General features: G+C 56.2%; 11 protein-coding genes. 3 read left to right on the top strand and 8 right to left on the bottom strand.

Features of this window, described 5'->3' with window-relative positions:
• Positions 1-32 precede the first annotated feature (32 nt).
• The 4 genes from AH68_RS07190 to mraZ are packed head-to-tail and all read right to left on the bottom strand — an operon-like array spanning position 33 to position 3791.
• Entirely contained in the window at positions 33-1778 is a 1746-nt protein-coding gene (locus tag AH68_RS07190) for a peptidoglycan D,D-transpeptidase FtsI family protein (RefSeq protein ID WP_052189185.1), read from the bottom strand.
• 53 nt (positions 1779-1831) lie between these two features.
• Complete coding sequence (ftsL, locus tag AH68_RS07195; protein ID WP_039198941.1) at positions 1832-2287, bottom strand: cell division protein FtsL; 456 nt, start codon at positions 2285-2287, stop codon at positions 1832-1834.
• A 2-nt stretch (positions 2288-2289) separates the two neighbouring features.
• Positions 2290-3321, bottom strand: coding sequence for a 16S rRNA (cytosine(1402)-N(4))-methyltransferase RsmH (gene rsmH, locus AH68_RS07200; protein ID WP_039198943.1), 1032 nt, complete (start codon positions 3319-3321; stop codon positions 2290-2292).
• Complete coding sequence (mraZ, locus tag AH68_RS07205) at positions 3321-3791, bottom strand: division/cell wall cluster transcriptional repressor MraZ (protein WP_173405880.1); 471 nt, start codon at positions 3789-3791, stop codon at positions 3321-3323. Before mraZ ends, rsmH begins: the two co-directional genes overlap by 1 nt.
• Before the next feature lie 308 nt (positions 3792-4099).
• Here mraZ and AH68_RS07210 point away from each other — a divergent pair, with 308 nt between their 5' ends.
• Both AH68_RS07210 and serA read left to right on the top strand, forming a co-directional pair.
• Positions 4100-6379 (top strand): HelD family protein, encoded by a 2280-nt coding sequence (locus tag AH68_RS07210; protein ID WP_039198947.1) that lies wholly within the window; start codon positions 4100-4102, stop codon positions 6377-6379.
• Between the two features lie 10 nt (positions 6380-6389).
• Complete coding sequence (gene serA, locus AH68_RS07215) at positions 6390-7589, top strand: phosphoglycerate dehydrogenase (RefSeq protein WP_039198949.1); 1200 nt, start codon at positions 6390-6392, stop codon at positions 7587-7589.
• Positions 7590-7759: 170 nt separating this feature from the next.
• Here serA and nrdR read toward each other — a convergent pair whose 3' ends face one another.
• Complete coding sequence (gene nrdR / locus AH68_RS07220) at positions 7760-8212, bottom strand: transcriptional regulator NrdR (RefSeq protein ID WP_033500596.1); 453 nt, start codon at positions 8210-8212, stop codon at positions 7760-7762.
• 293 nt (positions 8213-8505) lie between these two features.
• Between nrdR and lexA the strand changes: the two genes are divergently transcribed.
• Positions 8506-9219, top strand: coding sequence for a transcriptional repressor LexA (gene lexA / locus AH68_RS07225; protein WP_039198951.1), 714 nt, complete (start codon positions 8506-8508; stop codon positions 9217-9219).
• Between the two features lie 110 nt (positions 9220-9329).
• Here the strand turns inward: lexA and AH68_RS07230 are convergent, their stop codons facing one another.
• The 3 genes from AH68_RS07230 to hflX all read right to left on the bottom strand — a co-directional run bounded on the left by AH68_RS07230 (position 9330) and on the right by hflX (position 13165).
• Complete coding sequence (locus AH68_RS07230; protein WP_039198953.1) at positions 9330-10265, bottom strand: cation diffusion facilitator family transporter; 936 nt, start codon at positions 10263-10265, stop codon at positions 9330-9332.
• Positions 10266-10539: 274 nt separating this feature from the next.
• Positions 10540-11502, bottom strand: coding sequence for an L-lactate dehydrogenase (locus AH68_RS07235; RefSeq protein WP_004220646.1), 963 nt, complete (start codon positions 11500-11502; stop codon positions 10540-10542).
• 202 nt (positions 11503-11704) lie between these two features.
• Positions 11705-13165, bottom strand: coding sequence for a GTPase HflX (gene hflX / locus AH68_RS07240; protein WP_144245769.1), 1461 nt, complete (start codon positions 13163-13165; stop codon positions 11705-11707).
• Positions 13166-13194: the final 29 nt, after the last annotated feature.

Below are 13194 nucleotides of genomic sequence, written 5' to 3' on the forward strand. Positions count from 1 at the left end.
TTTCCGCCCCTCCGTTCTTCATGCTTGCATACTCACCACGTTACTGGAATAGCATCAGTTCGCGGACTTGACGCCGGCACTTCATACTTCTGCATAAGGAATTCACCAATCTCCGCGGTAACCGGACCTGCCGTCAGACCACCAAAAACGCCTTGCGGATCCTTCAGCACCACCGTGACGACAAAGCGAGGATTGTCTGCGGGAATAATCGCCGAATAATCGCTGATAATCGACGACAGTCTGCCATCGGCACCAGCGACTTCCGCCGTACCGGACTTTGCTGCGACACGATAACCATCCACCTTGATGAACTGGGAGTAATGGTCGGACACGGATTCCATGGCGTTCATCACCTGAGAGGCCACCTGCTCGTCAATCACGCGCGTCGCCTCGCCCTTGGGCTTTTGCTCTTCGGAATGTCCCTCGGCATCGCTGATCGTTTTGATGATGCGCTGCGGCTTCTTGACGCCCTTATTGGCGATCACGGCAACCGCATTCGTCAGCTGAAGTGCATTGGTCGTGTAAGCCTGGCCAAACAACACGGTGTTCTGGGTTCGCAGATCCCATTGATCGGCCGAATATAGCAAACCATCCGATTCGCCAGGAAGTCCGAGCCTATTGTCTTGGCCGATACCGAATTTTCTGATGAAATCGTATCGCTGCTCGTTAGACATCTTCTCCCCTGCGATGATCATGCCAACGTTCGACGATTGCTCGAGAATGCCCGCAAGGGTCCAGTGTTCGGCACCGTGGGTGGTCGCATCGCTGTAGGTCTGCCCGTTCACCGTGATATGGTCCGGCACGGTGAATTTGTCTGACGCCTGATGCAATCCAAGCTGGATCATGCCCGACATTGTGAAGACCTTGCCAATGGAACCGGGCTCAAACGTTTCGCTGACGGCCCTGGAAACCGTCATCTTCGCCTGATCGCTGCCGGCTTCGATCTCGTCGCTGTCGGCGAGCGCGAGAATATCCCCTGTTTGAGTGTCCTGCACCACGGCGATTCCCCATGGCGAACTGTATTTCTCGCAGCTTTCTCTCAGTACTTTTTTGACATACCACTGCACGTCGTGATCGATGGTCAGTGTGACGTCGGATCCGTTGACCGCATCTTTCGATTCGGTCATGGTTCCGGGGATTTCGACGCCGTTGTTGCCTTGTTGGTAGACCTGGTATCCATCTTCGCCGGTCAGCGTCTTGTTTTCCATTTGTTCGATACCGGCAACGCCTTTGCCTTCGCCATCGACGCCTCCCAACAACGCTCCCATCAAGGTTCCGTTGGAATAGATGCGTTCGTTGCTGAGTTCCGCATAGACGATACCGCCCAAATTGAGCTTGGAGATTTTGCGTTTAACCGCCGGCGTCACGTCTTTCTTCAGCACCGCGTATTGGCCTGTTCCCGAGAGCATGGCACCCAATTCGGTAGCATCCATGCCCAGTACCGGGGCGAGTAGCCTGGCCACGGCCGCGGCTCCTGTGGCACTTACCGGTTTGCCGTCGATCTGGTGGCAGTTGTCTCCCGTCTGTTTGGTGCAGGTTGTTGGCGTGAAGGCCTGCGCCTCCTCGGGATTGCCGATGATGGTGTATCGTTCCACGCTCTGTGCGAGGATCGAACCGTTCGTGTCCATGATTTTGCCACGACTCGCCTTTAATGTCACGGTGATGGTTCGGCTTTGCGCCGCGGCCTGCGCCATGCTTTTGCCGTTGACCAGCTGGACGTTGGCCAATTGGATGAGGCATGCCGTGCCCATCAGCGCCAGAATGACGCCGATGGCCATGGTTTTTGTAAGCAGTTTCTTATGGAAACGCGCGTACGTGCTGCGAAAAGGATTCACTGAGCGTCGTCTCCGCTTGGCTGATAGCCGTTCAGATCAATCGTCAAGGCACCTTTTTGAGGCACCATACCCATTTCCTCAGCTTTGCTTGGCAGCGAGGCTTCAAGCTCGTCAAGCTTGGTCTGGTCATCTTCCACGTCTTGCGTCAAACGGGTGATGTTCGACTCGATCTGGTTCGCTTCGAAGGAATGCTGCACCATTTGGGTGCGTAGCATCAAGGATCCCACAAGGCAGACTCCAAGGAAAACGACGGCAATGACCAAATGCAGCAATGGGGTGCTTCTGGTGCGAGTCCATGTGATGAGCTGTTCGACTCCCCGCTTGACACCCTTGCCTTCGGCACGTGTTCCTTTTACGACATGCAATTCAGGGCGAGTGGTGCCTGCGGTTTCGTTTTGGTTCCGGCGTCCTGCGGGAGCCGCGTTTGATGCGATCGTTCTTGGTGCGGACACGTTCAGCCCCTCCTTCCTTGTCGTTTCATGCTTGCGTAGTTATTGCCTTGGTCGAATCGTTTTCGCCAGCGTTCGGGAATTGGTCTGGTCAGTTCCACTGCACGCAATCGTACGGAAGCCGACCTCGGATTCATGGCGATTTCCTCGTCGCCGGCTTTGATGGCGCCTCGCGTGAGTTCCTTGAAGAATGGCATCATATCCGGCGGAATCACCGGCATGTCCGCAGGCACGTCGGCTTTCAGACCTTGGTTCATGAATGTTTTGACGGTTTTGTCTTCCAGTGAATGGTACGACTCCACCACCAAACGCCCTCCCACCGCGAGATGGTTGGCGATCTGGGGCAGTGTCCCCGCCAATTTGTCGAGCTCACCGTTGACTTCGATACGCAGCGCTTGGAACACTCGTTTTGCGGGATTTCCTGCAGGACGGTGCGCCTGCGGCACAACCTCATCCACAAGACGGTTAAGCTGCCCTGATGTGGTCAACGGCTCGATCTCACGCCTACGCACAATTTCACGGGCGATCTGCTTGGAGAAGCGTTCCTCCCCATACGTACGGAAAATGCGCACCAGATCGGCAAACGAATAATCGGCAAGCACCTGCTCAGCGGTCAATGGCTGGGTCACGTCCATACGCATGTCCAAAGGCGCATCGTGGGAATACGAGAATCCCCGTTCCGTCTCATCGATCTGCAGACTCGACAATCCCAAATCCATGAACACGGCGTTCACTTGATCGATTCCCTGATCATCAAGCACTTGCGCGAAATCGTCGAATGCGGCATGCACAGGTATGAAGCGGTCGGCAAGGCCTTCCATCTGCATTCGCTGCGTGGCAAGCGCAAGGGCCTCAGTGTCTCGGTCGATGCCAATCAGGCGAGCATGCGGGCTCGCTTTAAGGAATGCCGTGGAATGCCCGGCCAAGCCAAGCGTGCAATCCACGGCGATCGACCCTGGCTTCGCCAATGCAGGCGCCACCAGATCCACGCAGTCACGCAGCAACACTGGCTGATGAATCGTTGTCACATCTGTCATCAGAATTCCACCGCCGGTAATACGTCATCGGCAATATCGGAATATCCCTGCTCCTTGTCGGCGAGATATTCCTCCCATGCCTGCTTATTCCAAATCTCAGCTCGGGTTCCCACACCAATCACCACAATGTCGCTTCCCAAATTCGCGTAATCGCGCAACATCTGCGGCACGAGCACACGTCCTTGCTTGTCCGGCTCCTGATCAACGGCACCGGAAAGAAATACGCGCAAATAGTCGCGCGCAGCCTTGTTGCCCATGGATGTACGCTGAATCTGCAACGCAATCCGGCGAAATTCCGATTGGGGCAACAGGTAAACGCAGCGCTCCTGCCCCCTGGCCATCACCATGCCCGATCCCAATTGACTGCGAAATTTCGCAGGCAGTGCCATGCGTCCTTTGGCGTCGATTTTTGGAGTGTATGTTCCCAGCAGCAATGGCGGCAATCCCGCCATCATGCCGCCCGCCTGCATTGCATCGTCCTCGGAGAATGGCGTGGTTTCAACGCTTTGAACCATCACCACACCTCCTTATCCGACACACAGGAACACCTCAGGCCCGAGACTCTTTCCCCACTTTACCCCACAGGTCACCATAAATCCCCACATAAATGGAAAAAATCAGCAAATAAAAGGACGTTTCTCCCCACAATGAACAAACCCCATCGAAATTCATTCGTCATCCTGTCCCAGAAACATCACTTTTTCGCTTGGCAATAACGTTTTCGTAGAAGCCTCGGGGTACATTGGAGTGCCTAAGTTTTGTGAGGAAGGGATTGTAGATGTCGAGTTATTCCGCCCAGTTGCGTGAAGAACAACAGGCCGTCAGCCGCGCTTATGGTCGCTTGGACGACCTACGGGCTCAAGCTCGCGCCCGTCTCGACACCGTGCGCGCAGCTGGCTCGCACGGTTCGCCCACGCAACGCACCGAACGCGACTCCTTCGCCACCATGTACGAGGACCGTCTCACCCAGTTGCGTGCGGTCGAAGACCGTCTGGTGTTCGGTAGGCTCGATGATGTTCACGGCGCGCACCGGTACATCGGTCGTATCGGATTGTCCGACGAGCACCATGAGCCGATCCTCACCGATTGGCGAGCCGACGCGGCACGCCCGTTCTACGAGGCGACGCCTTCACATCATGGCGATATCGTGATGCGTCGCCATATCACGCTGAGTTTCCGTGAAGTGGTCGGCGTCGAAGATGAGGTGCTTGATGTGCATTCCGACCAAGTGGGCCAAGCGTCCTCGGACGGCACGCTAACCGGTGAAGGCGCGCTGCTTGCATCATTGAACGCCAAACGCACTGGCAAGATGACCGACATCGTGGCCACCATCCAGGCCGAACAGGACCGTATCATCCGCGCGGGCCTCAATCAGGCCGTGGTGGTGCAGGGCGGTCCGGGTACCGGCAAAACCGCCGTCGCCCTGCATCGTGCGGCATATCTGCTCTACACGCATCGCAGAATGCTCGAACGTTCCGGTGTGCTGGTGGTCGGCCCGAGCTCCACGTTCCTGCACTACATCGACCAGGTGCTGCCCTCCCTTGGCGAGACCGGAGTGGTCAGCCGCACCATCGCCGATCTCATTCCCGGCGTAATCGCGACAGCGCATGACGATCCGTTCGCAGCAAAACTCAAGGGCGACCGACGCATGGCCAAGGCCATCGCCAACGCCGTCGCAGCAAGGGAACGTGTTCCTTCGCAGTTGCCGTCGATTCGCGTCAACGGATTCACTGTGCCCATCGTGCGTACGGATATCGAGCAGGCCATCACCGACGCCAAGCGCACGCGACAGCAGCACAACAAAGCACGCGAAACCTTCGTGCACAGCATGCTGATCGCCATGCGCAACCGTTATGTGGACAAACTTGATTACGAGCCGGAACAGGCCGAGTTGACGGATGTGATGCAGCAGCTGCGCATGAACGATGCGCTGCGTAAGACGTTGAATCTCGCCTGGCTGCCGATGACCGGCGAATGGCTGGTCGACCAATTGTTCTGCAAGCCGCAGCAGCTTCGCCGTTTCGCACCTTGGCTTGAGGAACGAGACATCGAAGCGCTGACGCGTCCGAAGGGATCGCCGTTCACAGTCAGCGACGTTCCCTTGTTAGATGAGGCCATGGAGCTGCTTGGTCCCGACCCGAAGGCGGTCGCCCGTCAAAAGGAGTTGGACGCCAAACGCGCCGAAGAAGAGCAATTCGCGCAAGACACGTTGGCGCAGGCCGGCATCGGTTCAGGCATCGTCACCTCGCAAATGTTGGTGGACAACATCAATGGTATGGACGCCGAGCTCACCGCGCAGCGCGCCGCTTCGGACCGCGAATGGACGTATGGCCATATCGTCGTCGATGAGGCTCAGGAGCTCACCGCCATGGATTGGCGTATGCTCATCCGCCGTTGCCCGTCGCGTTCGTTCACCATTGTGGGCGACGTAGCGCAAACGTCCGCATTGGGAGGCACCCGTTCGTGGCGACGCATGATGGATCCTCTGTTCGGACCTCGCAATTGGCAGCTCAACGAATTGACGATCAACTACCGTAATCCAAAGGAAGTATCGCAACTCGCCTGCGATTTCGCGGCCGCCGAAGGCTTGTATATCTCCACCGTCAATGCGGTTCGCGGCGTGCCTGATTCGGTCAAGCGTCTCACCTTGGCTGATGAAAGTCTGATTTTCGACGCCGTGGCGCAACAGACCGTCGATCTGGTTCGTTCGTACATATCCGCCGACGGCACTGGACGTGTGGCCATCATTGCTCCTGATGATATGGTCAAGCCACTGCGTAGGCGCGTGTACGAACAGTTGCGTGAAACATTGCCGGCAAAGGAATTCGACCGTCTTGATGCGCAAAGCTCCTGGGATGAGCAGGTGACCGTCTGCTCCACCCAAATGGTGAAGGGACTGGAGTATGACGCGGTGATGGTGGTGCAGCCGGGAATCATCGAGGAGAACGCTCCTTCGCGCATTGTGGCAGCCGCCGATCTGTACGTCGCCATGACCAGACCGACGCAACGTCTGCTTATAGTCCGGACAAATGCTGACGAAAAACTGCTCAAGCTATAAGGTAGGAATCATGCCTAAAGCATTGTTACTTGAAAACATTCATCCCGACGCGGCGCAGTCGCTACGTGACCACGGCTTCGAAGTCGAGTGCCTCAAAGGCGCTCTCAACGAAGACGAACTCATCGACGCTCTGGAAGGCGTTGACCTCCTGGGTATCCGATCCAAAACCAGCGTGACCCGCAAGGTCATCGATGCCCGTCCGACGCTCACCGCGGTCGGATGCTTCTGCATAGGTACCAATCAGGTCGATCTTGACTATGCGGGCAAGCATGGCATCGCCGTATTCAATGCTCCATATTCGAACACCCGCTCCGTGGTGGAACTGGTCATCGGCGATATCATCTGCCTGATGCGCCGCATTCCCGCGCACACCCATCACATGAAGCATGGCATGTGGGATAAGTCCGCTTCCGGCTCCCACGAGGTGCGAGGCAAGACGCTCGGTATCATCGGCTACGGCAATATCGGCTCCCAGCTTTCCGTCATCGCCGAGGCGCTTGGCATGCGTGTGGTGTTCTACGACATCGAAGAGAAGCTTGCCATGGGCAATGCTCACCGTTGCTCCACGCTGAACGAGCTGCTCGAGCAGTCCGATGTGGTCACTTTGCATGTCGATGGCCGCAAGTCCAATACCGGTTTCTTCGGTGAGGACCAGTTCGCCCATATGAAGCAGGATTCGATTTTCATCAATCTGTCCCGCGGTTTCGTAGCGGATTTGGACGCGTTGAAGAAGCATTTGGATTCCGGTCATATTTCGGGCGCTGCGGTGGATGTGTTCCCTGTAGAGCCGAAGAAAAGCGGCGATGAATTCTTGACGAACCTTGCCGATGAAGACAATATGATTCTGACCCCGCATATTGGCGGCTCCACGCTTGAAGCGCAGAAATCCATCGGCCAGTTCGTTTCACAACGTCTTGAGGATTATTGGTTCAAGGGTTCCACGATGTTGTCGGTTGATCTTCCGCAGATCACCTTGTCCGATATCCGTTCGAACTTCCGCATCGCGCATCTTCATGCGAATCTGCCTGGCGTCCTTGCCAAGGTGAACCATGCTCTTGGAGAAGAGAACATTAATATCGCGGCCCAGGCGCTTGGCACCGAAGGCGAAATCGGCTATGTGGTCACTGATGTGGCGCAGCGCCCGAGCCAGAAGGCTTTGGACGAGCTTGCGGCCATTGAAGGCACGATCCGCATGCGTGTAATCAGCTGACGGTCTGCAATACGGCATTTATGCATTGTGGGGGTTCCAGCCTAAGCGGCTGGAACCCCCACAATGCATAAACCTTCATGTCATTGCCGTAATCGCCCAACTTTTGCGTCACCTAGTCCATCCTTGACAAGACAACGCATTGCCGCACGTTTCAATAGCGACTGCCCAAACTACTTCAGCGCGTCAGCTTTCAGCTCATTAATCGCATTCTGAAAATCCCCAAGATTCTCAAAGTTCTGATACACACTGGCGAAACGCATGTAGGCAACCTCGTCAAGATCACGCAACGGTTTCAGAATGGCTTTGCCGACCTCGTCGGACTTGACCTGGGCAAGCCCCCGAGCACGAAGATCCTCTTCAACCTGCTGACCGAGAGCTTTCAAATCGTCTTCCTTGATCGGGCGACCCTGGCATGCTTTTCTAACGCCGGAAATCACCTTGTTCCTATCGAACTGTTCGACGTTGCCAGAACGCTTCACCACCAACAGCATGGTGGTCTCCAGCGTGGTGAAACGCTTGGAACATTTCGGGCACTCTCGCCTACGGCGAATGGAGTGGCCATCATCGCTAATGCGGGTATCGACCACCTTGGTATCTGGATTCTGACAAAAAGGGCAATGCATGGTGTCAAGAATAGCCTGAGCCATTGAACTAGGCCAATCCCACGTGAGTTATACCTCGTCAGGAACGATAAGCCCTTGCCCGGCCCTTAACGAAACAGAATCCAGATTATTCAAGCACCAGCTCGTCCAACGTATCCGAAACATCACGCCACTCCTTCTCGAACAGCCGTTTCATCGAATGTACGTTCTAAGTATGGCACATGCGTTCGATAATCGCAAACACACCTCGAACAGATGTTTGATTTCCTCAGCGTTTCGCGTTATGCTTACCTGAGACCTGAAAGGAGCCCATCGTGAGCACCGTCCCATTCACACCCAAAAAGGATGCTGAGCGTCCGGATGAAAGCACGCTGACCGATCGCCAGCGCAAGGTGCTCGGCGCCATCAAAAAGCATCTGGCGGAACAGGGTTTCGCCCCTTCGTTCCGCGAAATCGGCGAAGCCGCAGGGCTGAAAAGTCCGTCATCCGTCAAACACCAGCTGCAAGTGCTTGACGAAAAGGGTTTTATTCGCATGAATGCGAACAAGGGCAGGGCTATTGAAGTCGTAAGCTTTGACGATGAATCCTCGCCGAACAAGGTGGCACGGGTCATTCCATTCCCAGGCCAATCCGATTCCAGCGGTTCCATCATGGCCTCACGAGATGTTCCTTTGGTGGGGCGCATCGCCGCGGGAGTGCCCATCACCGCCGAACAGCATGTGGACGATGTGATGCGACTGCCCGAACGGCTCACCGGTACCGGAAATCTGTTCATGCTTGAGGTGCACGGCGATTCCATGATCGACGCGGCCATTTGCGACGGCGATTTTGTGGTGGTACGCGAGCAGAATACCGCGGAGAACGGAGATATTGTGGCGGCACTGCTCGACGATGAGGCCACAGTGAAGACGTTCCGCAAGGATCACGGTCATGTCTGGCTCATTCCGCACAATCCCGCTTACTCCCCCATTGATGGCACGCATGCTGAAATCATGGGCAAGGTGGTTACCGTACTCCGCAAGATCTAAGGCATAATGATCGTCTCGCCCTTTACAAAACCGCGCTTTTGGACGTGAAGTCAAACATTTGATTTCACGTCCAAAAGCGCGGTTTTTCATAACACAGCAGGCTTCGTTGGTCAGGAATGCATTTCGGATTTGCTCGCCGAACTGTACCCCTCCGGTTCGAGCTGGAAGGTAGTGTGTGGCACTGATACGGGGAAATGCTCACGCAGACAGCCCTGTAGTTGGGCGAGTATTTCCGCAGCCTCCTTCATGGTGAGGTCTCGTTCGACCACGACATGTGCCATGAGGATCGGCATGCCGGTGGATACGGTGCTGGCGTGAAGGTCGTGCACGGCAATAACATGTGGCACTTGTTCCAAATGGGCCCGCACTTCGTCAAGGTCAAGTCCGTTGGGCGTTTCTTCCAAGAGCACGCGGACCGCATTGTGCAGGAGCTTGATGGCGCGTGGAATCATCATGAGCGCGATGATGCCGCCGGCAACCGCGTCGAAGCCGGCCCAGCCGGTGCAGATGAGTACGATTGCCGATACGATTACGGTTACGGATCCCAGGGCATCGTTCATAACTTCGAGGAACGCCGCTTTCATGTTCATGTTGTCTTCGCTTTGCGATGCGAGGATGAAGATTGATCCGACGTTGGCGGCAAGGCCGAGTATACCCATGAAGAGCAATAGTCGCACATCGTTTATTTCGTCAGCAGCTCCTCCGAAAAGTCTCATGCCTGCTTCCACGAGAGCGTAGATGCCGACGATGAAGAGTATGAGGGCTCCGACTGCCGCGGTGAGCACTTCGAGCCGTGCCCATCCCCAAGTGCGTTTGTTGCTGGGTTTGCGTTGCATCAGTATCGCAGTGACGGTTGATGCGATGAGTACGGACATGTCAGTGAGCATATGGCCTGCATCTACGAGCAGTGCCAATGATCCGGTGATGATTGCGCTGACGACTTCCGCGATGAATACAGTCGAGGTGAGCCCCAGTGACATCATGAGTCGTTTTTGATGTTCTGCTCCCGTGTTCGCCATTGTTCCGTACGTGTGGTCATGTGCCATGTATGCAATCCTTCAACCTAATTAATTGAGGAACTTATTGAAATTGTTTCTCAATACCATTTTCATTGCTTGTAAAACGCAAGAAACCCCAGCCAAAGGCTGGGGTTTCCGTTATTTCTGCTTGCAGTCTAACGACTCATCATCCGTCTGTCAATAGTCAAAACAAACAAAAAACGCAGCAACGCTTGCATCGGCAAGGCACACAAGACGAAGGCGTGCAAAAGTACGTCGAATTCCGTGTAACGCAGCTGACGCTCCGTTACCGCGTTTTTTATCAGAAGCCGAATTGGGCGGCGGTTTCCTTCAGCGTCTCTGCAGAGCGCGTAAGGGCTGCGAGTTCGCGGTCGGACACCGGGGTGTTGATGGCGGTGTTGACGCCGGAGCGGTTGAGGAGGGTCGGCACGGACATGCAGACGTCGGAGATGCCGTGGAAGTCGTGAAGCATGGAGCTCACCGGCAGGATGCGGTTAGAGTCGCGCATGACGGCTTCGATGATGTCAACGCCGGACATGCCGATGGCGTAGTTGGTCGCACCCTTGCCGTTGATGATCTTGTAGGCGGCGTTCTTGACGTCCTGGTGAATCTGCTCACGGACTTCGGCGTCGAGCGGGGCGTGGCCCGGCAACGGGGTCCAGTCGCACATCGGGACGCCACCGATGGTGGCGGAGGCCCACAGCGGCACTTCGGAATCGCCGTGTTCACCGGCAATGTAGGCGTGCACGTTCTTGACGTTGACGCCGGTCTGCTGGGCGATCAGGAAGCGCAAACGTGCGGAGTCAAGGTTGGTGCCGGAGCCGAAGACCTGGTTTGCCGGCAGGCCGGAGATCTTCTGGGCAACATGGGTTGCAATGTCGACCGGGTTGGTGATGAGCATGTAGATGGCATTCGGGGCGACCTTCACGAGACCTGGAATGATGGCCTTGAGAATGTTGATGGTGGCACCGACCAGTTCGAGGCGGGACTGGCCCGGCTTCTGACGCGGACCTGCGGTGATGACGATCATGTCGGCGTCGCGGCAGATTTCCGGATCGTCGGAGCCTGCGATGGACACGGTCGGGAAGAAGCTAGAGCCGTGCTGCATGTCGAGCACTTCGGCTTCGACACGTTCCTTGGCAATGTCTTCGAGCACGATCTCACGTGCGACGCCACGCTGAGCGGCAGCGAAAGCGAGAGTGGAGCCGACTGCACCGGCACCGATGATAGCGAGCTTTGTGGGCTTGATTGGTGAATCCACCATGTGCTTACCTCTCTTACAAGAAAAGAATGTCCCGCTAGTAGCAGGTTTTCTCTTAGGATTTCATCTTTACTTTATCCATACAGCATGACGTTTTGACATGCTGTAACACGACTTGCAAGTACTGAAAAAGTGATTTGCCTCACAAAGTATGTGAGCGCTCACAAACGCTGTGTCCGTTGCGTTGCACTGTTTTGCAAGGTTTTCAGCCGATTGACTGTTCCACGATTTGCGCAGCCAAATGATCGTCCACTTCCGCTTCGAGCATCATACCATCGTCACGGTATTCGACGTTGATCACTTTGCCATATTCACGTACGCGCGACACCAGCGAACCGGCAGTGTATGGCAGCAACGCCTCGACATGCACGTTCGGCGTCGGCAGCATGGATTCCACCTGCATACGCAGCTCGTCGACGCCTTCGCCGGAAAACGCCGACACGATGTACGCTTCTGGCATCAACGCCTCGATACGCTCGTGTGTGGCCTCATCCATACGGTCGGCCTTGTTGAACACGATAATCGTGGGAATGGTTTCGACGCCGTCGATGTCGGAAAGCACATCGTCGACCGCGTCGATTTGCGAGAACGGGTCCGGATGCGAGCCGTCCACCACATGCACGATCAGATCGGATTCGGAAACCTCCTCCAGCGTGGATTTGAACGCTTCAATCAGCTGGGTAGGCAGGCGACGCACGAACCCGACGGTATCGACGTACGCATATTGACGTCCATCTTTGGCGCGCGCCCTGCGCACTGCGGTGTCCAGTGTGGCGAACAACGCATTCTCCACCAGTTCCGCGGAACCGGTCAGCCGATTTGTCAACGACGATTTGCCCGCATTCGTATATCCCACCACGGCAACGGTCGGCAATCCGAAACGACGGCGAGCGCCACGTTTGACGTCACGCGCGGGAGCCATCTGTTCGATCTGTTTGCGGAGTTTGGCGATTCGGCTTCGGATCACACGACGGTCCATTTCGATTTTCGTTTCGCCAGGTCCTCGCGAGCCGATGCCGGCGTCTCCTGCGGCGCGGCCGCCCGCCTGTCGTGACAGTGATCCGCCCCAGCCTCGCAGTCGTGGCAGCATGTACTGGAGTTGTGCCAGTTCCACTTGGGCTTTGCCTTCGCGAGAGGTCGCATGTTGGGCGAAAATGTCGAGGATCACGGCAGTGCGATCCACGACCTTCACTTTGGTGGCGTCTTCCAAGGCGCGGCGTTGGCTTGGCGGCAGGTCGTCGTCCACAACGATGGTATCGGCTTCCTCTTGCGCCACGATTCCGGCGAGTTCGCGGGCTTTACCGGAGCCAACGTATGTAGCTGCGTCCGGCTTGATACGATGCTGCAGCAGGCCGTCGCATACCACGGCGCCGGCGGTTTCGGCGAGCGCGGCAAGTTCTCGCAATGATTCTTCGGCCTGTGCTTGTGTGGTTTCACGGCTGGACCACACGCCGACGAGCACGACGCGTTCGAGGCGGACTTTTCGGTATTCGACTTCGGTGACGTCTTGTATTTCGCCGAGTCCGGACACATGCTTCAACGCATTGCGGGATTCGCGTTCCTGCCATTGTTCGTCATGGGATTCGTTGAAATGGTTCTCGCCGTTGGTATCAAGCAGCACTTCGGACTGGTCGGCGAGCACTCCTGACACGTCGTTGGCGCTCATGCTATGCTCGATGTCGTTTTCTTGGCTCA

It is taken from the genome of Bifidobacterium catenulatum PV20-2, from assembly GCF_000800455.1.
In the GTDB taxonomy this organism is placed as follows: domain Bacteria; phylum Actinomycetota; class Actinomycetes; order Actinomycetales; family Bifidobacteriaceae; genus Bifidobacterium; species Bifidobacterium kashiwanohense_A.